The sequence below is a fragment of the Afipia dichlorophenoxyacetatis genome, assembly GCF_055386385.1.
Genome location: NZ_AP029250.1, coordinates 862,336 through 889,100, shown reverse-complemented (window position 1 = coordinate 889,100; position 26,765 = coordinate 862,336). Strand labels below are relative to the sequence as shown.

General features: G+C 60.3%; 24 protein-coding genes. 12 read left to right on the top strand and 12 right to left on the bottom strand.

Annotated features, from left to right (window positions below):
- Positions 1-62: 62 nt before the first annotated feature.
- A complete protein-coding gene (gene purE, locus ACZ5C3_RS04175; RefSeq protein ID WP_464044542.1) occupies positions 63-551 on the top strand; it encodes a 5-(carboxyamino)imidazole ribonucleotide mutase in 489 nt (162 codons plus the stop codon).
- Positions 548-1,648 carry a 5-(carboxyamino)imidazole ribonucleotide synthase gene (locus ACZ5C3_RS04170; RefSeq protein ID WP_464035493.1) on the top strand — a complete coding sequence of 367 codons (1,101 nt, stop codon included), beginning with the start codon at positions 548-550 and terminating at the stop codon, positions 1,646-1,648. Before purE ends, ACZ5C3_RS04170 begins: the two co-directional genes overlap by 4 nt.
- 70 nt (positions 1,649-1,718) lie before the next feature.
- On the opposite strand, the gene aqpZ is transcribed toward ACZ5C3_RS04170, so the two are convergent.
- Positions 1,719-2,435: an aquaporin Z gene (aqpZ, locus tag ACZ5C3_RS04165; RefSeq protein ID WP_464035491.1), complete on the bottom strand. Its 717-nt coding sequence runs from the start codon at positions 2,433-2,435 to the stop codon at positions 1,719-1,721.
- A gap of 272 nt (positions 2,436-2,707) precedes the next feature.
- Here aqpZ and rpsU point away from each other — a divergent pair, with 272 nt between their 5' ends.
- Entirely contained in the window at positions 2,708-3,013 is a 306-nt protein-coding gene (rpsU, locus tag ACZ5C3_RS04160) for a 30S ribosomal protein S21 (protein ID WP_424629358.1), read from the top strand.
- A 78-nt stretch (positions 3,014-3,091) separates the two neighbouring features.
- Here rpsU and ACZ5C3_RS04155 read toward each other — a convergent pair whose 3' ends face one another.
- Both ACZ5C3_RS04155 and ACZ5C3_RS04150 read right to left on the bottom strand, forming a co-directional pair.
- Positions 3,092-3,901 carry an alpha/beta hydrolase gene (locus ACZ5C3_RS04155; protein ID WP_464035489.1) on the bottom strand — a complete coding sequence of 270 codons (810 nt, stop codon included), beginning with the start codon at positions 3,899-3,901 and terminating at the stop codon, positions 3,092-3,094.
- 195 nt (positions 3,902-4,096) lie between these two features.
- Positions 4,097-5,584 (bottom strand): aldehyde dehydrogenase family protein, encoded by a 1,488-nt coding sequence (locus ACZ5C3_RS04150; RefSeq protein WP_464035487.1) that lies wholly within the window; start codon positions 5,582-5,584, stop codon positions 4,097-4,099.
- A gap of 118 nt (positions 5,585-5,702) precedes the next feature.
- Here ACZ5C3_RS04150 and ACZ5C3_RS04145 point away from each other — a divergent pair, with 118 nt between their 5' ends.
- Positions 5,703-6,824 carry a substrate-binding domain-containing protein gene (locus tag ACZ5C3_RS04145; RefSeq protein ID WP_464035485.1) on the top strand — a complete coding sequence of 374 codons (1,122 nt, stop codon included), beginning with the start codon at positions 5,703-5,705 and terminating at the stop codon, positions 6,822-6,824.
- Positions 6,825-6,836: 12 nt separating this feature from the next.
- On the opposite strand, the gene ACZ5C3_RS04140 is transcribed toward ACZ5C3_RS04145, so the two are convergent.
- Complete coding sequence (locus ACZ5C3_RS04140) at positions 6,837-7,706, bottom strand: cell envelope biogenesis protein TolA (RefSeq protein ID WP_464035483.1); 870 nt, start codon at positions 7,704-7,706, stop codon at positions 6,837-6,839.
- A gap of 365 nt (positions 7,707-8,071) precedes the next feature.
- Here ACZ5C3_RS04140 and ACZ5C3_RS04135 point away from each other — a divergent pair, with 365 nt between their 5' ends.
- Complete coding sequence (locus ACZ5C3_RS04135) at positions 8,072-9,019, top strand: AAA family ATPase (protein ID WP_464044541.1); 948 nt, start codon at positions 8,072-8,074, stop codon at positions 9,017-9,019.
- A 5-nt stretch (positions 9,020-9,024) separates the two neighbouring features.
- Positions 9,025-10,380 carry a vWA domain-containing protein gene (locus tag ACZ5C3_RS04130; protein WP_464035482.1) on the top strand — a complete coding sequence of 452 codons (1,356 nt, stop codon included), beginning with the start codon at positions 9,025-9,027 and terminating at the stop codon, positions 10,378-10,380.
- On the opposite strand, the gene ACZ5C3_RS04125 is transcribed toward ACZ5C3_RS04130, so the two are convergent.
- Positions 10,381-11,478 carry a calcium:cation antiporter gene (locus tag ACZ5C3_RS04125; RefSeq protein ID WP_464035480.1) on the bottom strand — a complete coding sequence of 366 codons (1,098 nt, stop codon included), beginning with the start codon at positions 11,476-11,478 and terminating at the stop codon, positions 10,381-10,383. It abuts the gene before it with no gap.
- A gap of 133 nt (positions 11,479-11,611) precedes the next feature.
- On the opposite strand from ACZ5C3_RS04125, the gene ACZ5C3_RS04120 reads away from it, so the two are divergent.
- Positions 11,612-11,995: a VOC family protein gene (locus ACZ5C3_RS04120; RefSeq protein ID WP_464035479.1), complete on the top strand. Its 384-nt coding sequence runs from the start codon at positions 11,612-11,614 to the stop codon at positions 11,993-11,995.
- A 67-nt stretch (positions 11,996-12,062) separates the two neighbouring features.
- Here ACZ5C3_RS04120 and ACZ5C3_RS04115 read toward each other — a convergent pair whose 3' ends face one another.
- The 5 genes from ACZ5C3_RS04115 to ACZ5C3_RS04095 all read right to left on the bottom strand — a co-directional run bounded on the left by ACZ5C3_RS04115 (position 12,063) and on the right by ACZ5C3_RS04095 (position 17,285).
- Positions 12,063-13,463: an NAD(P)(+) transhydrogenase (Re/Si-specific) subunit beta gene (locus ACZ5C3_RS04115; RefSeq protein ID WP_464035477.1), complete on the bottom strand. Its 1,401-nt coding sequence runs from the start codon at positions 13,461-13,463 to the stop codon at positions 12,063-12,065.
- A gap of 13 nt (positions 13,464-13,476) precedes the next feature.
- Entirely contained in the window at positions 13,477-13,797 is a 321-nt protein-coding gene (locus ACZ5C3_RS04110; protein ID WP_464035476.1) for a proton-translocating transhydrogenase family protein, read from the bottom strand.
- Between the two features lie 12 nt (positions 13,798-13,809).
- Positions 13,810-14,937, bottom strand: coding sequence for a Re/Si-specific NAD(P)(+) transhydrogenase subunit alpha (locus tag ACZ5C3_RS04105; protein ID WP_464035474.1), 1,128 nt, complete (start codon positions 14,935-14,937; stop codon positions 13,810-13,812).
- A 75-nt stretch (positions 14,938-15,012) separates the two neighbouring features.
- Complete coding sequence (locus ACZ5C3_RS04100; protein WP_464035472.1) at positions 15,013-15,165, bottom strand: aa3-type cytochrome c oxidase subunit IV; 153 nt, start codon at positions 15,163-15,165, stop codon at positions 15,013-15,015.
- Between the two features lie 179 nt (positions 15,166-15,344).
- Positions 15,345-17,285, bottom strand: a complete 1,941-nt coding sequence (locus ACZ5C3_RS04095) for a M3 family oligoendopeptidase (RefSeq protein ID WP_464035470.1) — start codon at positions 17,283-17,285, stop codon at positions 15,345-15,347.
- Positions 17,286-17,488: 203 nt separating this feature from the next.
- Between ACZ5C3_RS04095 and ACZ5C3_RS04090 the strand changes: the two genes are divergently transcribed.
- From ACZ5C3_RS04090 to ACZ5C3_RS04080, 3 genes are all read left to right on the top strand, one after another.
- Entirely contained in the window at positions 17,489-19,015 is a 1,527-nt protein-coding gene (locus ACZ5C3_RS04090; protein WP_464035468.1) for a sigma-54-dependent transcriptional regulator, read from the top strand.
- Between the two features lie 322 nt (positions 19,016-19,337).
- Positions 19,338-21,473: a L,D-transpeptidase family protein gene (locus ACZ5C3_RS04085; RefSeq protein WP_464035467.1), complete on the top strand. Its 2,136-nt coding sequence runs from the start codon at positions 19,338-19,340 to the stop codon at positions 21,471-21,473.
- A 390-nt stretch (positions 21,474-21,863) separates the two neighbouring features.
- Complete coding sequence (locus ACZ5C3_RS04080) at positions 21,864-23,456, top strand: peptidoglycan L,D-endopeptidase MepK (RefSeq protein ID WP_464035465.1); 1,593 nt, start codon at positions 21,864-21,866, stop codon at positions 23,454-23,456.
- A gap of 106 nt (positions 23,457-23,562) precedes the next feature.
- On the opposite strand, the gene ACZ5C3_RS04075 is transcribed toward ACZ5C3_RS04080, so the two are convergent.
- Positions 23,563-23,832, bottom strand: coding sequence for a DUF2312 domain-containing protein (locus ACZ5C3_RS04075; protein WP_464035463.1), 270 nt, complete (start codon positions 23,830-23,832; stop codon positions 23,563-23,565).
- A gap of 212 nt (positions 23,833-24,044) precedes the next feature.
- Positions 24,045-24,347 carry a DUF1244 domain-containing protein gene (locus ACZ5C3_RS04070; protein WP_464035461.1) on the bottom strand — a complete coding sequence of 101 codons (303 nt, stop codon included), beginning with the start codon at positions 24,345-24,347 and terminating at the stop codon, positions 24,045-24,047.
- Between the two features lie 281 nt (positions 24,348-24,628).
- On the opposite strand from ACZ5C3_RS04070, the gene ACZ5C3_RS04065 reads away from it, so the two are divergent.
- Positions 24,629-25,180, top strand: a complete 552-nt coding sequence (locus tag ACZ5C3_RS04065; protein WP_464035460.1) for a DUF1036 domain-containing protein — start codon at positions 24,629-24,631, stop codon at positions 25,178-25,180.
- The gene (pyk, locus tag ACZ5C3_RS04060) at positions 25,177-26,613 is read left to right on the top strand and encodes a pyruvate kinase (protein WP_464035458.1); all 1,437 of its coding nucleotides are present in this window, start codon (positions 25,177-25,179) and stop codon (positions 26,611-26,613) included. Before ACZ5C3_RS04065 ends, pyk begins: the two co-directional genes overlap by 4 nt.
- Positions 26,614-26,765: the final 152 nt, after the last annotated feature.

Genomic DNA, 26,765 nt, shown 5'->3' with positions numbered 1-26,765 from the left:
CACGCGAAAGTGCAACCCTATAATCCGCGTCTCTTTTTTCCACCCTTTTCAAAGATTTCCGCATGACCGCTGCCGTCGCCATTATCATGGGAAGCCAGTCCGACTGGGAGACCATGCGTCACGCCGCTGAAACCCTGACGGCACTCGGTATTTCACACGAGGCGTTGATCGTATCGGCGCACCGCACCCCGGAACGGCTGTATGCCTTTGCCAAGGGGGCCAAGGCGGCCGGCTTCAAGATCGTGATCGCCGGGGCCGGCGGTGCCGCCCATCTGCCGGGCATGGCGGCCGCCCTGACGGAACTTCCTGTGCTCGGCGTGCCGGTCGAATCCAAGGCGCTGTCCGGTGTCGATTCCCTTTATTCGATTGTGCAAATGCCTGCCGGAATCCCGGTCGGCACCTTGGCGATCGGAAAGCCGGGCGCTATCAATGCCGCCCTGCTCGCGGCAAGCATGCTGGCCCTGAACGACGCTGGCCTTGCGACCAAGCTCGCCACATGGCGGAAGCAACAGACCGAGGCGGTCCGCGAGCGCCCGGAGGACCCTAAGTGACATCTTCGAAGCGGGTGACGCTGAAACCAGGCGACACCATCGGAATTCTCGGCGGCGGACAGTTGGGTCGGATGTTGGCGCTTGCCGCCGCGAGGCTGGGCCTCAAGGCGCAGGTCTTTTCACCCGATCCGGATTCGCCAGCCTTCGACGTGGTGCAGAACGCGACCTGCGCGGAATACGCGGATGTCGAGGCGCTTGAGCTGTTTGCATCGGACGTCGATGTCATCACCTACGAATTCGAGAATGTGCCGTCCGCAACGGCGATGATTCTTGCTGCCCGCCGTGTGGTGTTGCCCGATCCAGAAGTCCTGCAAACCACCCAGGACCGCCTTATCGAGAAGGACTTCGTCACCAAGCTCGGCATCGCGACCGCACCTTATGCTGACGTATCTTCGGCAGACGAATTGAAAGCAGCGATCGCGAAGATCGGTCTTCCTGCCGTGCTCAAGACGAGGCGCTTCGGCTACGACGGTAAGGGCCAGATCGTGATACGCGAGGGTGACGATCCAGAAGTGGTCTGGGCCGAGCTCGAAACACGTTCCGCTATCCTTGAGGGCTTCGTGCCGTTCGAGCGCGAAATTTCCGTCATCGCCGCGCGCAGCGTGACTGGCGAAGTAGTTTGCTACGATGTCACCGAAAATGAGCATCGCGACCATATTCTGAAGATCTCGCGCGCGCCCGCCGCTATTCCAGAAAGCGTGGGCGCCCAGGCCCGCGCCATAGCCGAGAAAATTGCGACCGCTCTCAATTACGTCGGTGTGCTGGCTGTGGAAATGTTCGTCGTTCCTGGCGTGAACGGCACCACGCCGACCTTGCTGGTGAACGAGATCGCGCCGCGCGTGCACAATTCCGGTCACTGGACGCTCGATGGCGCCTCGGTGTCGCAGTTCGAACAGCACATTCGCGCCATTGCCGGCTGGCCGCTCGCTCAGCCGGTCCGCCACGGCAACGTCACCATGACCAACCTGATCGGGAACGACATTCTCGATTACGGGAAGTGGCTGACAAAACCGGGCGCAACCGTGCATCTCTACGGCAAGGGTGCGCCGCGCCCGGGCCGCAAGATGGGCCACGTCACAGTCGTCGAAAACGACTGACCTCACTCCCAAAGAAAAAGCTGCCACGATTGCTCGCGGCAGCCTGTATCTCATTCAAAAAGCTTGTCCGTTATCGGTCGCCCGCGACCGTTCCTGTCGGTTCGTCGCTGAGCCAACGATAAACGACACCACCGATGACCCCGCCGATCAGCGGGGCAACCCAGAACAGCCACAACTGCTGCAAAGCCCAGCCACCGACGAACAGCGCAGGACCCGTGCTGCGTGCCGGATTGACCGAGGTATTGGTCACAGGAATGCTGACCAGATGGATCAGCACGAGCGCGAGACCAATCGCCAACGGGGCGAATCCCGCTGGAGCCTTGCCGTGGGTCGAGCCCATGATAACGAACAGGAACACCGCCGTCATCGTGACTTCCATCACGAAACAGGCAACAAGGCTGTATCCGCCGGGCGAATGGGCCTCAAAGCCGTTTGCGGCGAACCCTTTGGTCACGTCGAACCCGGGGGCACCGCTGGCGATCATGTAAAGCAGCGCCGAGGCAGCTATCGCCCCGATCACCTGCGCAATGATGTACGGCAGGACCTGCCCGCCGGGGAACCGGCCACCGGCCGCGAGCCCGACCGTCACCGCCGGATTGAGGTGGCAGCCGGAGATATGACCGATGGCATAGGCCATGGTCACGACGCTTAAGCCAAACGCAAACGAGACGCCCAAAAGCCCGATGCCGACCTGTGGGAAAGCCGCAGCGATGACCGCGCTGCCGCAGCCCGCGAAGGTCAGCCAGAAGGTACCAATAGCCTCAGCCGTGTATTTTTTTGCGTTCATGTTTTATCTCCGCTGGACGAAGGGTTCCGATTAAACCTTTGAGACCCTGTAAGAAGCCCCTTAAGGCCTGCTGAATCTACCGACTCAAAAGCCCGGGACCGGTAGTTTCGCCCTTATTTATTGCGCGCTTATAGGTTGAAAATCGTTGTCCACAGGTGGACATTCCCGGTTTGATCTGGTAAATCCGCGCCCTTGATGGGAAGGGCATGGCCTTTTGTCGGCCCCTCCAACATCTTCCGAATTACAGATCGTTCAAAACAAGAGGATGCCGCGTGCAGGTTCTCGTCCGCGATAACAATGTTGATCAGGCCCTCAAGGCGCTCAAGAAGAAGATGCAGCGCGAGGGTATTTTCCGCGAGATGAAGCTCCGCGGCCATTACGAAAAGCCGTCCGAGAAGAAGGCCCGCGAAAAGGCGGAAGCCGTTCGCCGCGCCCGCAAGCTGGCCCGCAAGAAGCTGCAGCGCGAAGGCCTGTTGCCGATGAAGCCGAAGCCGGTGTTCGGCGCTGGTCCGGGTGCGGACCGTGGCGCAGGCGGTGGCCGTGGCGGTGCAGGCGCAGGTCCGCGCGGCCCACGCTAAGCGACTTTCAGATTTTTAGTTCAAAGCGCGGGCCTCACGGCTCGCGTTTTTGTTTGTCTATTTTTATCTACCCAATCGTCAGTCCTTGCCGTCGCCTGCCAGAAAGGCTTGCGCGATCGGGATAATGCCCTGCTCATCCAGATTAACGTGCGTCCCCTTTGGCAGAGCGACGAAACGTTTGCGGCCGGGGGCCAAATCAAACAGCCGCCTGCCGATGCCGATCGGAATAACAGTGTCCTTCTCGCCGTGCATGATCAGCAAGGGCACATCGAGCTTTGCGATACGCTGATCGGAATGGAAGCGATCGCGCATCAGCCATCGCACCGGCACCCACGGAAACGCGGCAGCTGCAACATCCTCTGTTGAGGTATAAGGCGCTTCCAGGATCAGCTTCGCGACAGGCCGTGTTGTTGCGATGGCAACGGCAACGCCGCTGCCCAGCGAATAACCCCACGGGACAATGCGTGACGGTGAATAGCGAGCGGCTGCGAAATCGTAGGCTGCTGCGGCATCGTTCAGCAAACCCTCCTCGCTTGGCGTGCCGCTCGAGCCGCCATAGCCGCGAAACGACAATGCAACCAAGCCTGTGCCATCCGCGGTGATGGCCTGGAAGCGCGGCACTCGCCACGCCAGCACCTCGCCGTTGCCGTGAAAGAACAGCACGACCGGCTTTCCCTCCTTCGGCGGGACATGCCAGACGATGACCTTCTCGCCATCCTTGGTCTCGAGGACGACTTCCTGCGCTTGCGGAAAGCCGGCTGACGCCGGATCTGTCCGTGTGGTCTGTGGGGCTGGATAAAGCAACGACCGTTGGTAGAAATACAGGGCGCCAATAGCAGCCGCGTAAACCGCCGCCGCACCCATCACGATCCATAGTACAGTTTTCATGGCTCAACGCCGGCTCCGCTTCACCACCCAATCATGGGGTGAGAATTGCGCCAATTTGCCAAGCGTTGCGCAAACAAAAACGCGGGCTCTCGCCCGCGTTTTTGTCAGTCCATCCCTGCTTCTGTCCGAAAAAGTCGGGTGAGACACTGCCGCCGATCCGGGAAGACAGTCCCTCACCCGCAGGAGGAAGCTGCTTTAAACGTTGAGATTCATCCACACAGCCTTGGGCTCGGTGAAGTTATCGATCGCGGCAGTGCCGTGTTCGCGACCGAAACCGGAATCGCGCTCACCACCCCACGGCAATCGAACGTCGGTGTAGCCGTAAGTGTTGATCCAGACCGTGCCGGCGCGGGCCTTCTTGGCGAAACGCTGTACGCGGCCCATGTCCCGGCTCCAGACGCCAGCGGCAAGGCTGTAGGCCGTTCCGTTGGCGATGCGCAGGGCGTCAGCTTCATCCTTGAACTTGATGACGCTCACCACCGGTCCGAAGATCTCTTCTTGCGAGATCCGCATCTCATGCTTCACGTTCGCGAAGACCGCGGGACTGATGAAGTAGCCGCGCGTACCGATCCGCTCGCCACCCGTCGTCAGCAGCGCACCTTCCTTCTGGCCGATGTCGACATAATCGAGAATCGATTTCATCTGCTTCTCGGAAATCACCGGACCCATCACGGTCGCGCGGTCCTGCGGATTGCCGATGCGGATCGCGTTCGCACGTGCCGTGAGCCGCTCGACGACTTCGTCGTAAACGGCTTCGTGAGCGAGCACGCGGGAGCCCGCTGAGCACACCTGACCTGCATTGAAGAAAATGCCCGACGCGGCAGCCTTGGTCGCAGCGTCGAGGTCAGCGTCTTCAAAGATCACGTTCGCGGATTTGCCGCCGAGCTCAAGCGACACGCGCTTGAAATTTCCGGCTGCACCACGAAGGATGCCGCGGCCCACACCGGGCGAACCGGTGAAGGTCACCTTGTCGACGTCCGGATGATTGACCAGCGCATCTCCGACCACGCGGCCCGGTCCCGTCACGACGTTGAACACACCCGGAGGCAGACCGGCTTCCAGCGCCAACTCGGCAATACGTAGTGCCGACAATGACGTCAGCTCGGCCGGCTTCATGACCACCGTGCAGCCGCAAGCCAGTGCAGGGGCCAACTTCCACATGCCGATCATCAGCGGGAAATTCCACGGCACGATAGCGGCCACCACGCCCACGGGTTCGCGCAGCGTGTAAGTCAAAGCTTCGTCACGGGTCGGGACGACCTCGCCATGAATCTTGTCGGCCCAGCCGGCGTAATAGGTCAACGTATCGATCGCGGCCGGAAGGTCTTGCCGCAGCACGCCGGCAATGGGCTTGCCCGCGTCGAGGCTTTCGATTTCTGCGATCTCATCCGAATGCTGCTTCATCAAGTCGGCCCAGCGCAGCAGGATTTGGCCGCGCTCGGAGGCACGCATGGTGCGCCATGGGCCTTCGAAGGCACGCCGAGCAGCGACAACGGCGCGATCCACGTCGTCAGCGTTACCTTCGGCAATAGTCGCGATGACCTGCTCCGTGGCCGGGTTCAACGTGTTGAAGGTGCGGCCGGAGACCGACGGGACACGCTGGCCATCGATCAGCAGCAGCTTCTCAGTGGAGCGGGACACCGGGGACGTTTTTTCGTGGGAATAGTCATATGCAATTGACATCATATTCCTCCTGTTCTTGTCCCTCAATGTGTGTACTAAATATGCCCGTGTAAATATGAAATCGCATACCGGTGAGCTCACGTTCATATGAAATTAATTTCATAAGATTGGCGCACAAATGTTACATATCGAGATCGAGACCATCTGGCGATTTCATAAGGAAGGCAGCCCGCAGACCGCCGTGGTGATGCTCGGAATCCTGAACGAGATCCGGAAAACCGGAAAACTCACCAGCGCCGCTGACCACGCCCAGCTCTCGTATCGGCACGTCTGGAATCTCGTGGAACAGTGGTCCGCGTTCTTTGGCGTGCCGCTGGTCGAAACCCAGCGCGGCAAAGGCACCAAACTGACGCCTTTCGGAGAAAAGCTTGTCTGGGCGGGTGAGCGCATGCAGGCGCGGCTCGGCCCCCAACTCGAAAACCTTGCGCAAGAGCTGGCGACGGAAATCAAACCGTTCCTGCATCAGCGCCCGTCTGTGATCCGCGTCCACGCGAGTCACGGCTTCGCGGTCTCCAAATTGCGCGAGCTGCTGGATCGCGAACCCGGGATCGGTGTCGACCTGCGCTACGTCAGCAACCAGCATTCGCTTGAGTCACTGGCTCAAGGCGCCTGCGACCTCTCCGGCGTTCATCTTCCGCGTGGAGAACTGCGCGCACAGAACATTCAGGCTTATCGCGAATGGCTCGATCCGCGCGAAGACCGCGTCATCAGCTTTGTGACCCGCGAAATGGGCCTGATGGTGAAGCGCGGCAATCCGCTGAAGATCACATCGCTGGAAGATCTGGTTTCGTCTCAGGCCCGGTTCGTCAACCGCGACCACGATTCCGGGACGCGATTGCTGTTCGATCAGCTGTTGGCCCTGCACAAGATCGATGAAGCGAAAATCAATGGTGCCCAGCAGATCGAATTCACCCATGCCGCCGTTGCCGCTTACGTCGCGAGCGGCATGGCAGATGTGAGTTTCGGCGTAGAGGCTGCAGCCCGCCAATTCGGGCTCGATTTCATCCGGTTGCTGACCGAGGACTATTTCTTCGTCTGCCGCCGTTCATTCCTCGAAACCGAGCCGATGAAGCGCGTGATCGACATCATGAAGGGCCAGGAATTCCATGACGCTATCGCGAGTCTTCCCGGTTACGTCGAGACCCGATCCGGATCTGTCAGCACCGTGAAGGAGTTTCTGGACAGCGTGGAAGCTGAAGCTCCGGCTCAAACCGGCGTTAAAACGAAACCATCTAAATAATCGGTATCCGCGTTAGCGCGGCACGACAGCCTGGAACACCGACTTCGCAGCCGATACCACATCTTCGGCGACCGACGGACGTTCCTCGGCGCGCAACTGGCGCGGCGGGATATCCGCCGGCGGTGTGAGGCGCATCGAGTCGTCAGCCTGTGCTTCGGTGGAGCGGGGTGCGGATGCCTGCGGAGCCCGTGTCTCAGTTTCAGTAGGCGTCGGTGCAATCGTCACCGCGGGAGGCAGCGGCTGCACCATCGACGGCGGCGTATAGACGACGCTGTTGACCCGGCGCTCCTGCGGCCGCGAGGTCTCGATCACCCGTGCTGTGTCCTGCGCGCGGGGTTGTTCAGCCTGGCGGGGCTGATCGGCGCTGCGCAGGCGTTCGATCGCGGCCCGGGCCAGATCGTTGGCATCGCGCTTGTCATCTGCCACAGCGTTAGCCTCGGCGGCGGGGGCAACAGGAGCAGCCTTGGCAACGGTCTTTTCACGAGCCCGGCGGGCTTCCGCTTCTTTCGCTTCCTTTTCGGCCTTCTCAGCCAGCGCCTTCTCGGCGGCAAATTTCTCGGCTGCGGCTTTCTCCGCTTTCTCGCTGGCGAGCTTTTCGGCGGCAGCCTTATCCGCAGCAGCCTTTTCGGCGGCCTTCACCTTGGCAGCCTCAGCCTTGGCAGCTTTCTCGGCTTGCGCAGTGTCGTTCTGCTGCGCTGGCTTGTTGCTGGCGGGGGTATCTGGAGCCTTGGCGGGGTTCGTCGGAGCGGCCATAGCCGCCTGCGGCTTGTCGGCCTCCGGCTTGTTGTTGATGTAGTGCGTCACAATGTAGGCGCCGACAACCGTCGCCAAGATCGATGGGATCACTTCCAGAATATATTTGGACAGAAATTTCTTGAGCATCGTCAACTCCCCGCACCGCATTGAATGCTGGAACTTTGGGGCCGATTGAGGGATCAACTGCGACAGATCGGTGGCAAACATTACGATCCATCGTCTTCGGCATCACAACCCCTTCAGCCAGCCGGGGGTTTAGCAACAATTCGTTAACCGGCGCTAACTGGCCTGCAACGGAACGTCGCTGGAGACGTCCACGCAGCAGTTCCTCATTCCGCACAGCGGTCCGTGTGGAAGACGAGCTGGCATGCATCGCGGCGCCGATATGGACGAAACTGTCATAGCGGCGTAGCAAGGAACCGGCTCCCGGCAAGCGCTTGGGACGCCCAAAATAACATCGCCAGCCAAAGCCTTCCGGGAGTTTTACGATCGTGACCGAGCATCAGCCGACAGCCTCCATCGACGCGGTCGAACAGGGCCTGGCATCGGCCGGCTACATCGCCAGCCGTCAGATCGCGACTGCCGTTTATCTCTCGGAGCGGATTGAAAAGCCGATCCTCGTGGAAGGCCCGGCCGGCGTCGGCAAGACCGAACTCGCCAAGGCCATTGCCGCGTGGCGCGGCCTCAAGCTGATCCGCCTGCAATGTTACGAAGGGCTCGATGAGGCCAAGGCGCTCTACGAGTGGAAATACGCCAAACAGCTTCTCTACACCCAGATCCTGAAGGATAAGCTCAGCGAGGTTCTCGGTGAAGCGGAGACGCTTCCGGCGGCACTGAACAAACTTCACGATTTCGGTGACGTCTTCTTCTCCAAGGAGTTCGTCGAGCCGCGGCCACTGTTGCAGGCACTCGAACAGCCACAGGGCTGCGTGCTGCTGATCGACGAAATCGACAAGTCGGATGCGGAATTCGAATCCCTGCTGCTCGAAATCCTGTCGGATTTTCAGGTCACGATCCCCGAACTTGGCACGGTGACAGCGCTGGCGGCACCGACGGTGATCCTGACCTCGAACAGCGAACGCGACCTCGGCGACGCCCTCAAGCGGCGCTGCTTGCATCTGCACATCGGCTTCCCCGAACAGCGGCTCGAAGAACGTATTGTGGAGAGCCGTGTGCCCGGCATCTCCCAAACGTTGCGGCGCCAGATCGTCAGCTTCATCAACGATGTGCGCACGCTGGACCTGAAGAAGCTGCCTTCGGTCAGCGAGGCCATCGACTGGGCCCGCGTGCTTGTGCTGTTGCAGGCAGGCGAACTGGATCAGCAGATGGTCAAGGACACGCTCAATGTCCTCCTCAAATATGAGGCCGATATCGAGACCACCCTGCCCCAGGTCACCACCTTCATCAGCAAGAACCGTCGCGAAAACGTCTTCGGGTAAACCGGATGCGCGAGAACCTCCATCGCTTCTTTCGGGCGGCCCGTGGGGCCGGCGTCCGGGTTTCACCATCTGAAAGCATCGATGCGATGAAAGCCGTCGCTGACGTCGGTTTTTCCGACCGGGCGGTGTTGCGCGATACGCTGCTGCTAACGCTCGCCAAGACCCAGGAAGAGAAGCAATCGCTCGGCCAGTGCTTCGACCTTTTCTTCCAGCAGCCTGAAATCACTGCGCCTGCAACTCAGGACAACCAGCCTGAAACGCCGCCGTCAGAACAGGCGTCTTCCACCGAACCAGCAGAGTCCCCATCCAGCCTGGGACCGTTGGCCCAGATGCTGATGTCGCAGGACCGCAACGCCATCGCGGCTGCAGTCGCCAATGCCGCCAACGCGGCCGGACTTTCCGGCATCCGATTTTTCACCCAGCGCGGTATCTATTCGAGCCGGATGCTCGACCAACTCGGCATCATACAATTGAGAGACGATCTCGATGCCTTGACCGCGTCAGACCCGGCACAAGCTGAGCGGCTTGCGGCAGCGACGGAAGCGCTGCGCGAAACTGTCCGCGACACTGTTTCTCAAGCGCTGGTTCTGTACGGCCGCGAGGAAAGTGAAAATCTTCGCCACGAAATCCTTCGCAACGCGCCGATGTCGCAACTTGACCAGCGGCAGGCCGAGCAGATGCGCCTATTGATCCGGCAGATCGCGCGCCGGCTGCGCGAGCGTTACAGCAAGCCGCGCAAGCGACCGCGGCGCGGCCATCTCGACGTTCGCCGCACGATCCGCCGCAACGCCGCCTGGGGTGGCGTCCCGTTCCTGACCACGTGGAAGCGCAAACATCGCGAGAAGCCGAGAATTATCGCGTTGTGCGACGTCAGCGGATCGGTCGCCCGTGTCTCAGATTTCTTCCTGCTGCTGATCTACAGCCTGCACGAGGTGGTCTCGGATGTGCGCTCGTTCGCCTTTTCGAGCCATCTGATCGAAGTCAGCGACATTCTCGATTCGCAGGATTCTGGTCAGGCGATGAAGGAGATCATGTCAAAGGTCGGGTTCGGCTCTTCCGACTATGGCAAGTCCCTGGCCGATTTTGAGAAACTGGCCCTCAAGGCCGTCACGCCGCTGACCACCGTGATTGTGCTGGGCGATGCGAGAACCAACAATCTCAATCCTCGCGCCGACATCCTGCGGCGGATTTCAGAGCGATCCAAGCGGCTGGTGTGGCTCAACCCTGAAGGCCGCATGGGATGGGGTTGGGGCGACTCCGAGATGCCGCGCTACGCGACCTATTGCAACGTCGTACGCCAGTGCTCCTCGGCAAAGCAACTCGAGCGCGCGGTCACCGATATCGTCGCGTCGTATCAGTAACTACGGCGACAGCACCAGGAAGATGTACACGGCGAAGATCAGCGTGTGCACCAGTCCGAACATGATGTTGGTGCGCCCCGTGCCGAATGTCGTCAGGCTGACAAACATCGTCATGACCAACAACACCGTGTCGCGTCCGTCGAGCCCCAAGACCAGCGTCTTGCCTAGGACGTAAGTAGCGATCGCAACCGCAGGGATCGTCAGGCCGATGGTCGCCAGCGACGACCCCAGCGCAAGGTTGAGGCTCTTTTGCAGATCGTTCTTCCGCGCCGCTGACACGGCTGCGATGCTTTCCGGCAGAAGGACCAACAGCGCCACGATAACGCCCGCAAAGGCTGGAGGCGCGCCAATCGCCGCAGCACCGGCATCCACAACAAGAGAAAATTTCTTGGCGAGTAGCACCACCGCTCCAAGCGACACCAGCAGCAGCAAGCTGCTGAGAACGAGTTCTTTCGCTGGTGCCGATGCGTGTTCCTCCTCCTCCTGCGCCGTCTCGACGATGAAGTAATCGCGATGGCGGATCGTCTGGGTGTAGAGAAACACGCCGTAGAGCACGACCGTCACGACACAGACAAAGGCGAGTTGCGGCGCGGAATAGATTGGCCCGGGCGTGGCCTGCGTGTAGTTCGGCAGCACTAGAGTGATAGTCGCAAGGACGATCAACACACCGAGATAAACGTTGACGCCAGTGACCTGGAAATCCTGCTCCTTGTAGCGAAGCCCGCCTGCCAGAATGCAGATACCGACCAGACCGTTGCACACGATCATGACCACCGCGAACACGGTGTCGCGCGCCAGCGATGCCGCGGCCTTGTCGCCAAGCATGATGGTCGCGATCAGCGCAACCTCGATCACCGTCACCGACAATGTCAGCAGCAGCGTGCCGAAGGGTTCGCCGACTCTATGGGCGATGACTTCGGCATGGTGCACGGCGGCAAACACCGTCCCGAACAGGATGACCAGCAGCACCGCCGCGAAGACGTACCCGGCCGGCGACTGGGTGAAGCCCAGGCCCGGAAATATGGTGCTGGCGAAAAGCAAAACGGCCAACGTGGGGTAGACCCAGGCTGACCGTGGCATGTGAGTGTGAGCGCTCATGCGCAGGATAGCTCCATGATCGAGGGCCGAGGTCCGTAGGATCCACCGTAGTAGCCGGAGGTGAAGAAAATTTGCAGGCCGATGCAGGATACTTTAACCAAAAGGGACTGCGTTTAGGGAAGGAAACGAAAAAATGTTCTCTCACATCATGGTCGGGACCAACGATCTCGATAAAGCCAAGTCATTTTATGACAAGCTGCTGGGGACGCTTGGCGTGCAGCCGGCCATAATTGATCGCCATCGCATCTTTTATCGCACCAAGACCGGGACATTTTCCGTCTCCAGACCGATCGATGGCAAACCGGCCACCGTAGCGAACGGCGGAACCATTGGCTTTGCAGCCACCTCAGCCGAGGAAGTTGCGGCCTGGCACGCAATGGGGATCGAGAACGGCGGCACTACCTGCGAGGATCCACCTGGCATCCGCGCGATGGGCGAGATGAAAATATACCTCGCCTATCTGCGCGACCTGGACGGCAACAAGCTCTGCGCGTCGTATCGCATCCCAAGGGCCTAAAAAAAATAAGGCCGCGCTACTCGGCGCGGCCTTCAAATATTCATAAGCCGACAAAACCGAGTTCGGCTTACATCGCCTTGACGATGTTTTCGGTCATCTTCTTGGCATCGCCCAGCAGCATCATCGTGTTGTCACGATAGAACAGCGGGTTGTCGACGCCGGCGTAGCCTGAGGCCAGTGAGCGCTTGATGAACATCACCGTGCCCGCCTTCCAGACCTGAAGCACCGGCATGCCATAGATCGGCGACTTCGGATCTTCTTCCGCGGCCGGGTTGGTGACGTCATTGGCGCCGATGACAAACGCGACATCCGCCTGGGCGAATTCCGAGTTGATGTCTTCCAGCTCGAACACCTCGTCGTAAGGCACGTTCGCTTCAGCAAGCAGCACGTTCATGTGGCCGGGCATACGGCCGGCGACCGGATGGATGGCGTACTTGACCTCGACGCCTTCCTTCTTGAGCGTGTCCGCCATTTCGCGGAGCGCGTGCTGGGCCTGCGCCACCGCCATGCCGTAGCCCGGCACGATGATGACCTTCTGCGCATTCTTCATGATGAAGGCCGCATCGTCGGCAGAGCCGAGCTTGACCGGCTTCACTTCGCCGCCGCCAGCCGCAGCTGCACCGCCGGTCTCACCGCCGAAGCCGCCGAGGATGACCGAGATGAAGGAGCGGTTCATCGCGTGGCACATGATGTAGGACAGGATCGCACCAGACGACCCCACCAGCGCGCCCGTGATGATCAAGGCCGAGTTACCCAGAGTGAAGCCGATGCCGGCTGCTGCCCAACCCGAGTAGGAGTTCAGCATCGAGATCACGACCGGCATGTCCGCGCCGCCGATCGGAATGATCAGCAGTGCGCCGAGTACCAGCGCGATGATGGTGATCAGCCAGAAGTCGACCGCGCTCTGCGACGACACCAGGCCGTAGATAAAGAACACCAGTGCGAGGGCCAGCACGATGTTGATGATATGGCGCGCCGGCAGAATGATCGGTGCGCCGCTCATGCGGCCCGACAATTTCAAGAACGCGATCACCGAGCCGGTGAAGGTCAGCGCGCCGATGGCGACGCCGAGCGACATTTCGACAAGGCTTGAGCCGTGAATATTGCCGGGAGTACCGATGTCGAAGGCTGCTGGTGCGTAGAACGCACCGGCCGCCACCAACACCGCCGCCATACCGACCAGCGAGTGGAAGGCCGCGACCAGCTCCGGCATCGAGGTCATCGGTACACGGCGCGCGATCACCGCACCGATGCCGCCGCCGATGGCGATACCGAGGATCACGAGGATCCAGCCGGTGGCGCTGGTAGGCGGATGTGCGGCCAGCGTCGTCGCGACAGCAATGGCCATACCGATCATGCCGAAGAAGTTGCCCTGGCGGGACGATGCCGGGCTCGACAGACCACGAAGTGAAAGGATGAAAAGTGAACCTGCGATCAGATACAGGACTGCGGATAAATTGGCGTTCATCGACAGCCCCTGCTCACTTCTGCTTCTTCTTGTACATCGCCAGCATGCGCTGGGTGACCAAGAAGCCGCCGAAAATATTCACACATGCAAAAATCAATGCAACGAAGCCGAAGGCGCGCGCCCACAGCGGACCATTGTCGTCGCCGACCATCGAGACGCCGACAGCAAGCAATGCACCGACCACGATGACCGATGAAATAGCGTTGGTCACCGACATCAGCGGCGTATGCAGCGCGGGCGTCACCGACCACACCACGAAATAGCCGACGAAAACGGCGAGTACGAAGATCGACAACCGGAAGACAAACGGATCGACAGCCTCAATCCCGTGCATGGCGGCTCTCCCTTATGCTTTCGGTTGGAAATTTGGATGAATGACAGCGCCGTCCTTGGTCAGCGCGGTGGCTTTCACCAGTTCATCGTCCCACTTCACGGCGAGCGACTTGCTCTCCTTGTCGTAGAGCGTCTCGATAAATGACTGGAGGTTCTTGGCGTAGAGACTCGACGCAGACGCGGCAACCTTGCCCGCGAGGTTCGGGAAGCCGACGATCTTGACGCCGTTGACGTCTGCGATCTGGCCGGACTGAACACCTTCCACGTTGCCGCCGCGCTCGACCGCGAGGTCGACCAGCACTGAACCCGGCTTCATCGACTTCACCATATCGAGGCTGATCAGCCGCGGCGCGGGTCGGCCCGGGATCAGCGCCGTGGTGATGACGATATCCTGCTTCTTGATGTGCTCTGCCGTGAGCTCAGCCTGCTTGGCCTGATACTCTTTCGACATTTCCTTGGCGTAACCGCCCGCGGTTTCCGCCTGTTTGAACTCTTCATCCTCGACGGCGATGAACTTCGCGCCGAGCGACACGACCTGTTCCTTCACCGCCGGGCGAACGTCTGTCGCGGTCACGACAGCGCCGAGACGGCGCGCTGTTGCGATCGCCTGAAGGCCGGCAACGCCGACACCCATGATGAAGACCTTGGCGGCGGGCACAGTGCCGGCGGCCGTCATCATCATCGGGAAGGCGCGGCCGAAGGCTTCGGCAGATTCGATCACGGCGCGGTAGCCCGCGAGGTTCGCCTGCGACGAGAGGACGTCCATGACCTGTGCGCGGGTGATGCGCGGCATCAACTCCATCGCGAAGGCGGCGATGCCTGCATCCGCGATCGTCTTCAGCGCGGCGTCGTTGCCGTAAGGGTCCATGATGGCGATCGCCAGTGCGCCCTTTTTGTACTTGGCGACTTCAGCGGCTTCCGGACGCTTCACCTTGATGACGATGTCGGCATCCTTCACCGCATCGGCGCTCACCGTGGCACCGACAGCCTCATAGTCTGAGTCCAGCAGACCCGACTTAATGCCCGCGCCCGGTTCGATCGCTACATCAATGCCCAGCGATTTATATTTTTTGACCGTGTCAGGGGTCGCCGCAACACGCGGCTCCGCTGCATCGATTTCTTTGGCTATCGCAATTTTCATGACGCCTCCCGCGACCCTGTAACGCCGCGCATGACTAGCACCGGCGTGGCCGCCGGTGACGACGGAACGATTGGATCAGAGCAGGAAGATTGCCATCAGCACGAGAATGGCGATGACGCTCAGCGTGCCGTATTTTGTCAGCGCCAAGAACCCTTCATAGGTCTGCTCGTGCGCGACATAGTCGTTGCCATCCGCGGTTGTGTAAGCGACTTCGCTATGATCGGCCATTGGTCCCTCCAGCACCATTAAAAAAAGGTAGCGGGAATTAGCCCAATTGCGGAGCAAGGGCAACGTCCAGCAGCCTCCAACGGGCTGATTAAACCGCCCTCATGCAAGCTATGCAATGCAATCTGTGAAGTTTTTCCACGATACGGAACGAGAGCGGACCATGGCCGCCCCCTCGGGCGCTAGCCCATCTCTTCGAGCTCCGCGATCAGGCTTTCGATGACCGCGAGCCCACCGTCCCAGAATTTGGGATCCTTGGCATCGAGCCCAAACGGCGCAAGCAGTTCCGAATAGTGCTTCGTGCCGCCGGCCGAGAGCATGGCCAGATAGCGCTCGGCGAACCCTTCGGCCGCATGTTCGTAGACCGCGTAGAGCGAGTTCACGAGGCAATCGCCGAAGGCATAGGCATAGACGTAGAACGGCGAATGGATGAAATGCGGGATGTACATCCAGTAGGTCTCGTAGCCCGGCTTGATGTCGATCGCCGGTCCAAGGCTTTCGCCCTGCACGCTCAGCCAGATCTCGCCGATCCGCTCAGCGGTCAATTCGCCATTGCGGCGCTCTGTGTGCACCGCACGCTCGAACGAATAGAATGCAATCTGGCGCACCACGGTGTTGATCATGTCCTCGACCTTGCCCGCGAGCAGGGCCTGACGATCCTTGGCGCTCTTGGTCTGGGCGAGCAGGCGCTTGAACGTCAGCATTTCGCCGAACACGCTGGCCGTCTCAGCCAGCGTCAGCGGGGTCGGAGCCATCAGCGCCCCATTCTTGGCCGCGAGCACCTGATGCACGCCGTGACCCAGCTCATGGGCGAGCGTCATCACATCGCGCGGCTTACCCTGATAGTTCATCAGGACATAGGGGTGCGCTGACGGTGTGGTGGGATGCGAAAACGCCCCCGGCGCCTTCCCGGGACGGACCGGTGCATCAATCCACCGGTCATCAAAGAAACGCCCGGCGATCCCGGCCATTTCTGGTGAGAAATCGCCGTAGGCCTTCAGGATCGTCCCCTTCGCCTCATCCCAGCCGATCTGGGCAGAGGACGCGAACGGAAGCGGCGCGTTGCGATCCCAATAAGCGAGCTTCTTCTTTTTGAACCAGCGCGCCTTCATCGCATAGTAGCGATGCGACAGCCGCGGATAGGCCGCCCGCACGGACGCCACCAGCGCATCGACCACTTCACGCTCGACGCGGTTGGCGAGATGGCGAGAATCCGCGATGTCCTGGAAACCGCGCCAGCGATCCGAAATTTCCTTGTCTTTGGCGAGCGTATTGGTGATCAACGCAAAGGTGCGCTCATTGGCCTTGAAGGTTTTCGCCAGCGCTTCGGCCGCCGCCTTGCGCTTCGCCGGGTCGCGGTCCTGCATCAGGGTCAGGGTCGGCTCGATCGCGAGCTCCTTGCCGCCGATCTTGAAGCGCAATCCGGCGATGGTCTGGTCAAACTGTCTGTTCCATGCTGAGTAGCCGGTCACCGACTTCTCATGAAACAACTGCTCAACGCGATCCTCGAGCTGGTACGGCTTGTCCTTGCGCAGATCCTCGATCCACGGACGATAGTGCCCCAGCGCCTGCGTCTCCATCGCCTGATCGAGCAGATCATCGTCAACGCGGTTAAGTTCGAGCGCGAAGAACAACAGATGCACCGACGCCGACGTGATACGCTCGGATACGTCGCCGTAAAATTTCGAAATGGCCGGATCGACAGTATCGCCGGCATGAGCCAGTCCCGCAAAGGAGGCGAGCCGGCCCGCAAGATCGTCGATCGCCTCATAGCTCCGGACGACTTCGGCCAGCCAGTTGCCGCCATCAGGATTTGCGACATTCTCCGCGATCTTGCCCTTGTAAGCGTTCTCGAACGCGAGACAGTCAGCATCAAGCTTGTCGAGATCGCGCGTCACCTCTGGCGCATCGATCGACGGATAGAGATCTGTCAGATTCCATTCCGGCAATTTGCCGAGCTTGCTCGCCGTCTTGTTACTTGAAGATTTGGCCGCGCCTTTTGGCTTTGCTGCCTTGGCGACGGATTTCTTGGCTGCCTTCTTGGCCGCGACCTTCTTGGCTGCTGACTTAGCTGCAGACTTGGCGGGAGACTTGCGGAGAGCAGATGACGAACGCGAGGCCATGCTTGTTTCAAACCTTTAGTTACGTTTCAGACCGGCTTTACCAACGCGACAACAACCAAACACCAACGCAATGCAGCGTTTCTCTAACCTGTGTGCAACGACAGCGTTGCGACAACCCGAGGTGAACTCTTAAGAGGCCGTTAATCGGCATCGGCCAGAGTGCCTCGATTCGAGACAGATAAAACTAAAACGCGGGGAACGCCATGGCTGCAACCATTCTCATTGCCGACGACGACGCAGTACAGCGGCGGCTCGTCGAAAATATGGTGCAGCGTTGCGGTTATGACGCAGTGACGGTCGAAAATGGCGACGCGGCCGTTGCCCTGTTGCTCGATTCCAATGCAAAAGCGATCGACGCACTGGTGCTCGATCTTGTTATGCCAGGCCTCGACGGCCTGGGCGTCCTGGCGAAAATCCGCGAGGCTGGTCTCGATCTGCCGGTGATCGTGCAAACCGCTCATGGCGGCATCGACAATGTCGTGTCCGCGATGCGTGCAGGTGCGCATGATTTCGTGGTGAAGCCGGTCGGCATCGAACGTCTCCAGGTGTCCTTGCGCAATGCGCTCAATTCCAGCGCGCTGAAAGGCGAGCTGCAACGCATCAAGCACAGCCGCGAAGGCAAGCTGACATTTTCCGACATCATCACGCGATCGGAGGTGATGACGAACGTCATCGCCATGGGCAAGCGCGCGGCCTCCTCGGCTATTCCCGTGCTGATCGAGGGCGAATCCGGCGTCGGCAAGGAGCTGATCGCCCGCGCCATCCATGGCTCCAGCGAGCGCAGCGCAAAGCCATTTATCGCCGTCAATTGTGGCGCCATCCCTGAAAATCTCGTCGAGTCGATCCTGTTCGGCCACGAGAAAGGTGCATTTACCGGCGCTACCGAGCGACATGCGGGTAAATTCGTCGAAGCGTCCGGCGGCACGTTGTTTCTGGACGAGATCAGCGAATTACCGCTGGCAGCCCAGGTCAAGCTGCTCCGTGCCCTGCAACAGGGCGAAGTCGAGCCGGTTGGTGGCCGTAGACCCGTCAAGGTCGATGTCCGCATCGTCTCGGCGACCAACCGCAATCTGCTCAATCACGTGAAAGCCGGGCATTTCCGCGAGGACCTGTTCTACCGCCTGCACGTGCTGCCGCTGACCATCCCGCCGCTGCGCGCACGCCTGGAGGACATTCCCCATCTCGTCCGCCATTTCGTGGCCCGTTTCAGCGCCGAGGAAAATCGGCGGATCACCGGCATCAGCGGCGAGGCTATGGCGCTGATGGCTCGGGTGCCGTGGCCCGGTAACGTTCGCCAGCTCGAGAATGTGGTTTATCGCGCAGTGGTCATGAGCGACGGCGATCAGCTTGGGATCAATGATTTCCCGCAGGTTGGCACGATGCAGGCGGATTCAGTGACGTCTTCCGCAGAGCCGCTGACGCTTCATTCCGAACAGGTCTCTCTCACCCAATTGGTCACTGGTGCCGAAATACCTATTGTACCTGCGCCAACTGCCAACCAGTTCGCTGTCACCCCATCAGCCTACGGGGCCGTCACCATGATCGGCGATGATGGCGAGGTTCGCCCACTTGCGGACATCGAGACGGAAACGATCCGCTTTGCCATCTCGCACTATCGGGGACAGATGTCGGAAGTCGCGCGACGGCTCAAGATCGGCCGATCAACCCTGTACCGGAAGCTCGACGAGACGGCAGCATCTGGAACCGCCTCTTCCGATCGAGACCATTGAGCATCGAATCACCGCAAAATTTGCGGCGTGCAATCTCATTTTTTTGCCTCCCGTTGAACCGTTGCGGTCTGGTGACAGACCAAGGAAAAGCGCGCGGCAATGCGCGCAAACCGTTGCAAGGGATGCCGAATTGAAGTCATTTCTCTGAGATGACTTTGAGTTGATCTGGCGCTAGCTGGCCGCTTCAACCCGGCGCGTGTACCGTCCCGCTGAACTTCAAGGTGCGGGACGCGTTGCAGTACTGACCGGCGCTTTTGCAAAGGGTCTGACGGAACAAAGGAGCTGTTCCATAGCGGAACAGTTTCACCCAAGGGGTGCGAGAATGCATGACTTTTCGAATGGCCGCAGTGGCCTGACGGGCTTCGACCGGGTGGTGGCAGCCGTCGCAGCAACTTTCCTCGCGGTCGCATCGACCGCAGCGATCGCACAGTCTGGTCCGACGAAAACACCGGCAGAACTCGCCATCGACGCCGCAGTCCCGGTTCCTGAACCTGCCAACGTCCCTCCTCCGACGGCAGCCGACATCAAGCTCGACACCACGGCGACCGCTCCTGCTGCTCTTCCCAAGAAAGAGGAAGAAGCTGCGGCCCCCGCGACACCGGCTCCAGTTCCTGCTGCCGCATCATCGACCGCCGCAGCACCAGCGGCCACCCCAGCGGCGCCGGAAACCGCCAGCACGACACCGGCCGCCCCAGCACCGACAACAACGGCAGCTCCCGCCGCTGCTCCTGCAACAGCATCCACTCCGGCCGTTGCCTCCGCCGACCAGCCGGTCGCAGACAAGCTGCGCGACCTGATCGCCACCAAGGCAACCAAGTATTTCGACCGCAAGGCAGAACGCACAGCTGTTGAAGCCTTCTACAAGGACCGCAACTACGCGCCAGTCTGGAGCGATAGCAGCAAGGCAACCGAGCGCGCAAAGGGCGTGATCGCACGCCTGAAGGATGCCGCCGCAGAAGGCCTTAATCCGAGCGACTATCCGACGCCTGACTTCGCCGCAGCGACCACCCCGGACGCGCTGGCTGAAGCCGAATTGAGGCTGACCGAGAGCGCGATGGACTATGCGCGTCATGCCCAGAGCGGCCGCATGCATTGGTCCCGTGTCAGCGCCGACATCCTGTTTCCGGAACATCCGATCGATCCGGCTGAAGTGCTGACCAACCTTTCGACCGCACAGAACGCGTCCGCAGCCCTCGATGGCTATAATCCTCAGCAGAAGGATTATAAGGCCCTGAAGGCCAAGCTTGCCGAGCTGCGCGGCGTCAGTGACGATTCCTCCAAGCAAATCGCTGAAGGCGAGACGCTGGCGTTCGCCAAGCCGACGAAAAAGAATCCGGCGCCCGTCGTGATGGAAGACGAGCGCGTGCCGTCATTGCGCGCCAAGCTGAACATTGCGGAAAACGCAGACGACAAGCACTACGATGCGAACGTTGCCGCCGCGGTCCGCAAGTTTCAGGCAAGCAATGGTCTCAAGGCCACCGGCGCTCTCGATAACCGCACGGTGCAGGCCATCAACGGCCCGAAGAGCGAGCGCCAGATCGATATCGTTCGCGTCAACATGGAGCGCTGGCGCTGGCTGCCGCGCGAACTCGGCGCGAAGTCGCTGGGCAATGCCTACGTGATCCTGAACATTCCCGACTACACCCTGAAAGTGATGCACAATGGCGAACAGGTCTGGAAGACCCGCGTCGTCACCGGCAAGCCGGGCACGCATGCCACGCCGCTTTTGACGGAAACGATGAAGTACATCACCGTCAATCCGACCTGGAACGTGCCGCCGTCGATCATTTACAACGAGTATCTGCCGGCGATGCAGCAGGACCCCACCGTCCTGCAGCGTATGGGCCTGAAGTTCGAGCGTAACCCTGACGGCAGCATCCATATTTCGCAGCCGCCGGGCGAAGGCAATGCGCTCGGCCGCATCCGCTTCAACTTCCCAAACAAGTTCCTGGTCTATCAGCACGACACGCCGGACAAGTATCTGTTCGCGAAGGACGAGCGCGCCTTCAGCCACGGCTGCATGCGCGTGCAGAACCCCGACCAATATGCGGCGACACTGCTCGGCATTGCGTTGCCGAAGGACAACTACACGGCGGAAAAGATCCGCAGCATGTATGGCCGCAACGAAATCAACATCAACTTCCCGACGCCTATCCCGGTGAACATCACCTATCAAACAGCGTTCGTGGACGATGCGGGCAAGCTCGAATTCCGCAAGGACGTCTACGGCCGTGACGCCACCATGATTTCGATGCTCAAGGGCGGCAGCGGCAAGGACCTCGAAGCGGTCGTGGCCCATTCGCAGCCGAACTATGTGCGTCCGACCCGCAACCTCAACGTGCCTGGCGACACCTATGCCAGCAACACCGGCAGCAGCGGCCCGGGATTCTTCGAGCGTCTGTTCGGCGCACCGACACCGCCGCCCGCGCCGGTTCGCGGACGTCGCGCTGCCCGCTAAGTTACTGAGTTAGCGACAAAAAGGGGATTTCACTTAACCCCTTCCGGTAAAACTTAAAAAGGCCCCGACCGAGTTCGGGGCCTTTTTATTAACCATCCCTTTTAATCCGCCCCCTGTCGGATCGGCTTACCGGCGCTTTTTTGCCATACTCACCCCGTCATATGCCGACGGGTCTTCATGAACTATCGGTAAGACTTGGACGTAAGACTTGGGTGAGTTTGGACTTGGGTCGAACTGGTTAGGGTAAACGCGTTCGGGGTGGACTTGAGATTAGCTAAAGCTCGGTTAACTCTCCTGCCTTAAGACTGCGTTCATCAAAGTGACATCCTCCCTCGTTGCGTGGGGTAGCGGGGGATCCCTTTAACGAACAGCTAGCTGACGGGATTCTGAGTGGCGGGCGGTTTTCCACGCAGCTTCGACTTTCGACGACTTTCGCGAACCAGCGTTCGCGTCAGCCTCGCCTCGCTGCTGCTGATCGTCACTGGCGCCCGTTCCGTCCATAACGCCACCGCCGACGGCGACACCCGCACCCTCTCCTTCCACCACACCCATTCCGGTGAAGACCTCACCATCACCTTCAAGCGCAGCGGCCGCTACGACGAAGCCGCGCTGAAAAAGATCAACCACTTCCTCCGCGACTGGCGCAGCCAGGATGAGACCACGATGGATCGACGCCTGTTCGACATCATCTGGGAGGTCTATCGCGACGTCGACGGCAAGCAGCCGATCCAGATCATTTCCGCCTATCGCTCTCCGGCCACCAACGCCATGCTCCGCCGCCGCTCTTCGGGTGTCGCGCGCTTCAGCCAGCACATGCAGGGCCACGCGATGGACTTCTTCATCCCGGGCGTTCCGCTTGAGCAAATCCGCTTTGCTGGATTGCGCCTGCAGCGCGGCGGCGTTGGTTTCTATCCGACCTCCGGTTCGCCTTTCGTGCACCTCGACACTGGCAACATCCGACACTGGCCGCGCATGACGCACGATCAACTGGCGCGCGTGTTCCCGGATGGCCGCACCGTGCATGTGCCGACCGACGGCAAGCCGTTGAAGGGTTACGAGCTGGCTTTGGCGGATATTCGCAAGCGCGGCGACGAGGCCGATGCGCCGTCCAAGAGCAAGAGCTTCCTGGCATCCCTGTTCGGCCGCAAGCAGACCGATGATGATGAGGAAAGCTCCGCGAGTGATGCTGCTGGTGGCAACGCGACAGTAACGGCTGCTGCAGCCACCACCGAGGCCAAGCCGAGTGGTCTCGCGAAACTTGCCGAGATTATTCCGCTGCCGCGCGCCAAGCCGAAGACGGCGACGACCTATCAGGTCGCTACAGCTGCTCCGACGCCTGTGGCGCTGAGGGAAGAACCCGCAACAACCGCGCCGGCTGAACCATCGGAACCAACGGCCGTCGACGTCATCAATGCCCGCGGCATTTGGGATAACGCGTCGGCGGAGAATTATGCGCCTCCGGCGCAGGTTGCCGCTCTCAAACGGCGCGGCGCACAGGTCGCGGCAGATCCGCAATCGACAGCCAGCCTGCCGGAGAAGGTTTCGGACGCGTTGGCCTATGCGCCACCGACCACACCGCTTGACCGCAGCCCGATTGTTGCCGCCAGCACACCGGTCTCACCGCGTGTCCGCTCGGCGTCACTGACATCCAATCCGCTCGGAAGCAGCGAAGCCCTGATCGCCAAGACCCAGTCGGGTGCCATCGCCAAAACGGTTCGTGTCAAGACCACGTCGAAAGCGAACGATCTTTGGCTGCGCGCGATGATCGTCACGCCAAGCGCCAGCAGAACGCTGACGGCTTCCATGATCGGCGATCAAGACATGACGGTGATGCGGGCGCACTTCGTCAAGCCAAACACCACCGTCGCCATGACGTTCTCGGATGATCCGCAGATGGGTGTGGTTTGCGAGCAGTTCACCGGCTCCGCAATCGCGACACTGCCGACCACATCCTTTGCGATGCGGACTGCGTCGCTGCGCTGATCATCCAGCCGGCTTCTTTCCAGGCTGTTGTTTCAGATTTTTTTAGGGTTGGCGCGCGCGGCGCAACACCGCGCGCAAGATTTATCAGACGTCAAAACAGACGCGATCAGAGCATTCCCAGCGCCTGCATGTAGGTTTCCAGGATGGTTTCCTGTTCCTGGCGCTCATCCGCATCCTGCTTCCGCAGACGGATAATGGTTCGCAGCGCCTTGACGTCGAAGCCGTTGCCCTTGGCTTCGCCGTAAACGTCCTTGATGTCGTCGGAGATCGCCTTTTTCTCTTCCTCGAGCTTTTCGATACGCTCGATAATCGACTTTAGCTGATCTTTCGCGAAGCGATGCGCTTCATCAGTGACGGCGGCGGCAGCGGTGGCCATCGGGTACTCCTGAACTTGTGATGGTAACGAAGCGCGCACCCTCGCGGCGACACGTCATCTCCGGTTCACACTCAAGAACACGGCCCGTTGCGTCAAGGCAAGGGGCCCGCTCATCCACAGCGACCCACAGAAGAAAGAAAAATCCGTCCCGGTGGAGCAATTTGACTTGCCACGACGAGCCGCGTGTCTCGCGATTCTCTATGTCTTCCGAGTTAGTGGCCAGCGGCGCTCTTTTTCATCGCTGCAATCTGTTCGGGCGTCGCCTCGCTCTGATACTTCGCCTTCCACGCATCATACGGCATGCCATAAACCGCCTCGCGGCTTTCATCCTTACTGAACGCGACACCCTTCGCATCGGCAGCATCCTTGAGCCAATTCGACAGACAGTTGCGGCAAAAACCCGCGAGATTCATCAAATCGATATTCTGCACGTCGGTGCGCGTGCGCAGGTGTTCGACGAGCCGGCGAAAAACCGCCGCTTCCAGCTCGGTTTGGGTCTTGTCGTCCATCGTCATGGCCATTTTCCCGAAATTGTCTTGCTCTGGGTTGAGCTTAACGTGTTCTAGATTGAGTTTAACATGGGTATCGTCCCACAATCTGCCATATCCTGGGCCCAAACAGGTTGAAAGGTGCAACCGGCAGATCAATCATGCCCAACGGTTTGGCGATCCGCTTGTGGGCCTATATGGTGGGTTGGAACGGATTAACCGCAAAAGGGAAGCGGTGACGGTTTTTTGCCGGTCCCGCGCCATCTGTTACGCGAAATCAATCATTGGTTGATATACACTCGATTTAGATGACAGCCCCCGCCCGACGTGCATTCTCCCGCCGAACCATCATCGCCAGCCTCACTGGGCTTGTTGCGTTTGTGGCCCTATGTGCCTGGAGCAGTCCGGCAGCCGCGGATTTCCGGCTCTGCAACAATACATCGAGCCGGGTCGGCATTGCGCTGGGCTATAAAGATAACGAAGGTTGGGTCACCGAAGGCTGGTGGAATGTGTCGTCCAACAGCTGTGAAACATTGCTGAAGGGCACACTCGTCGCGCGCTACTATTATATTTACGCGGTTGATTACGATCGCGGCGGCGAATGGTCGGGCCAAGCCTTCATGTGCTCGCGCGACAAAGAATTCACCATCAAGGGCACGGAAGATTGCCTCGCCCGCGGCTTCGACAAGACTGGATATTTCGAGGTCGATACCGGCGAGCAGCGTGCCTGGACCGTGCAATTGACCGAATCCAATGAACAAAATCCAAAGCGCACGCCGGGACTTCCCGGCATGCCGAATTCGCCGGGAGCCACACAACCGGGCGCCCTTCCCGGCACTGCCCCCGGAAATCCGAAATGAGACGTTTGCGTCGTATCAAAATTCTCGCCACGCTGGGACCCGCTTCGTCTGACAGCGCCATGATCCGCAAGCTTTTCGAAGCAGGCGCGGATGTCTTTCGCATCAACATGAGCCACACCTCGCATGACAGAATGCGGGAGTTGGTCGCGACAATCCGAAATGTTGAAAGCAGCTACGGCCGCCCAATCGGAATCCTCGTCGACTTGCAGGGACCCAAGCTGCGGCTTGGCACCTTCACCGAGGGCGCGGTCGAACTGAACAACGGCGCGATGTTCACGCTGGATTCGGATCCGACACCAGGCGACAAGACCCGTGTCTATCTTCCGCATCCTGAAATTCTGAAGGCGTTGAGACCAGGCCACGCGTTGTTGATCGACGACGGAAAATTGCGACTGATTGCGGAAGAGACGTCGCCCGATCATGCCCTCGTCCGCGTGGTCACTGGCGGGCGCATGTCTGATCGCAAGGGTGTCAGTCTGCCCGACACCGATCTACCGGTCTCAGCCATGACGACGAAAGACCGGGCCGATCTCGAGGCGGCCCTGGAAACGGGCATCGACTGGATCGCGCTGTCATTCGTGCAGCGCGCCGATGACGTGATCGAAGCCAAGAAGCTGGTGCGTGGCCGCGCGGCGGTGATGTCCAAGATCGAGAAGCCGCAGGCGATCGACCGCCTCGCGGAAATCATGGAGGCATCGGACGCCTTGATGGTGGCGCGCGGCGACCTCGGCGTCGAACTTCCGGCTGAGCGCGTGCCCGGCCTTCAGAAGCAGATGACACGAATGGCGCGAAAAGCCGGCAAGCCGGTGGTGATCGCGACGCAAATGCTCGAATCCATGATCCAGTCGCCAGTGCCGACACGCGCTGAGGTCTCCGACGTCGCGACGGCCGTCTTTGAAGGTGCGGATGCGATCATGCTGTCGGCCGAATCCGCCGCAGGCAAGTACCCGGTCGAAGCAGTGATGACCATGAACCGCATCGGCGAGGAATGCGAACGCGATCCGACCTATCGCGGCGTCATCAGCTCGCAGCGGCCTGATCCCGAAGCAACAGTCGGCGATGCCATTGCCGACGCCGCGCGCCAGATTGCCGAAACACTGGAGCTTTCGGCGATCATCTGTTGGACCAGTTCCGGCTCCACCGCATTGCGAGTCGCCCGCGAACGTCCCAAACCACCGGTTGTCGCAATCTCCCCCAATATCGCCACCGGCCGTAAACTGTCGCTGCTTTGGGGTGTGCACTGCGTGATCGCAGAAGATGCTCATGACCAGGACGACATGGTGGATCGTGCGGGCCGCATCGCCTTCCGCGATGGCTTCGCCAAGGCCGGCCAGCGCGTGATCATCGTCGCGGGCGTGCCCCTCGGCACACCTGGCACCACCAACATGGTGCGCATCGCTTATGTCGGCCCCGATCGCGACGCGGACATCTGACGCTCGGATCGGATCAAAAGTCTCGTCTATCAAGACGTCGCCGAAGGTATTCCTTGCGGGCGATACGTTCTCCATTCATGCTGAGCACCAAGCTTCGCGGTGGCTTCCTGTCCGGATGTCACGCCGAAGTGTGAAGGCGACCTGAGATCGCC

What these genes read in the sequence shown, in the direction of transcription:
- ACZ5C3_RS04125 (WP_464035480.1), bottom strand. Translation starts at nt 11,478, where the DNA reads ATGAGCGCTCACACTCACATGCCACGGTCAGCCTGGGTCTACCCCACG.
- ACZ5C3_RS04095 (WP_464035470.1), bottom strand. Translation starts at nt 17,285, where the DNA reads ATGGCCTCGCGTTCGTCATCTGCTCTCCGCAAGTCTCCCGCCAAGTCT.
- ACZ5C3_RS04070 (WP_464035461.1), bottom strand. Translation starts at nt 24,347, where the DNA reads ATGACGATGGACGACAAGACCCAAACCGAGCTGGAAGCGGCGGTTTTT.
- ACZ5C3_RS04150 (WP_464035487.1), bottom strand. Translation starts at nt 5,584, where the DNA reads ATGTCAATTGCATATGACTATTCCCACGAAAAAACGTCCCCGGTGTCC.
- ACZ5C3_RS04130 (WP_464035482.1), top strand. Translation starts at nt 9,025, where the DNA reads ATGCGCGAGAACCTCCATCGCTTCTTTCGGGCGGCCCGTGGGGCCGGC.
- ACZ5C3_RS04100 (WP_464035472.1), bottom strand. Translation starts at nt 15,165, where the DNA reads ATGGCCGATCATAGCGAAGTCGCTTACACAACCGCGGATGGCAACGAC.
- ACZ5C3_RS04105 (WP_464035474.1), bottom strand. Translation starts at nt 14,937, where the DNA reads ATGAAAATTGCGATAGCCAAAGAAATCGATGCAGCGGAGCCGCGTGTT.
- ACZ5C3_RS04085 (WP_464035467.1), top strand. Translation starts at nt 19,338, where the DNA reads ATGCATGACTTTTCGAATGGCCGCAGTGGCCTGACGGGCTTCGACCGG.
- aqpZ (WP_464035491.1), bottom strand. Translation starts at nt 2,435, where the DNA reads ATGAACGCAAAAAAATACACGGCTGAGGCTATTGGTACCTTCTGGCTG.
- ACZ5C3_RS04120 (WP_464035479.1), top strand. Translation starts at nt 11,612, where the DNA reads ATGTTCTCTCACATCATGGTCGGGACCAACGATCTCGATAAAGCCAAG.
- pyk (WP_464035458.1), top strand. Translation starts at nt 25,177, where the DNA reads ATGAGACGTTTGCGTCGTATCAAAATTCTCGCCACGCTGGGACCCGCT.
- ACZ5C3_RS04145 (WP_464035485.1), top strand. Translation starts at nt 5,703, where the DNA reads ATGTTACATATCGAGATCGAGACCATCTGGCGATTTCATAAGGAAGGC.
- ACZ5C3_RS04140 (WP_464035483.1), bottom strand. Translation starts at nt 7,706, where the DNA reads ATGCTCAAGAAATTTCTGTCCAAATATATTCTGGAAGTGATCCCATCG.
- ACZ5C3_RS04075 (WP_464035463.1), bottom strand. Translation starts at nt 23,832, where the DNA reads ATGGCCACCGCTGCCGCCGCCGTCACTGATGAAGCGCATCGCTTCGCG.
- ACZ5C3_RS04090 (WP_464035468.1), top strand. Translation starts at nt 17,489, where the DNA reads ATGGCTGCAACCATTCTCATTGCCGACGACGACGCAGTACAGCGGCGG.
- ACZ5C3_RS04155 (WP_464035489.1), bottom strand. Translation starts at nt 3,901, where the DNA reads ATGAAAACTGTACTATGGATCGTGATGGGTGCGGCGGCGGTTTACGCG.
- ACZ5C3_RS04115 (WP_464035477.1), bottom strand. Translation starts at nt 13,463, where the DNA reads ATGAACGCCAATTTATCCGCAGTCCTGTATCTGATCGCAGGTTCACTT.
- purE (WP_464044542.1), top strand. Translation starts at nt 63, where the DNA reads ATGACCGCTGCCGTCGCCATTATCATGGGAAGCCAGTCCGACTGGGAG.
- ACZ5C3_RS04065 (WP_464035460.1), top strand. Translation starts at nt 24,629, where the DNA reads ATGACAGCCCCCGCCCGACGTGCATTCTCCCGCCGAACCATCATCGCC.
- ACZ5C3_RS04110 (WP_464035476.1), bottom strand. Translation starts at nt 13,797, where the DNA reads ATGCACGGGATTGAGGCTGTCGATCCGTTTGTCTTCCGGTTGTCGATC.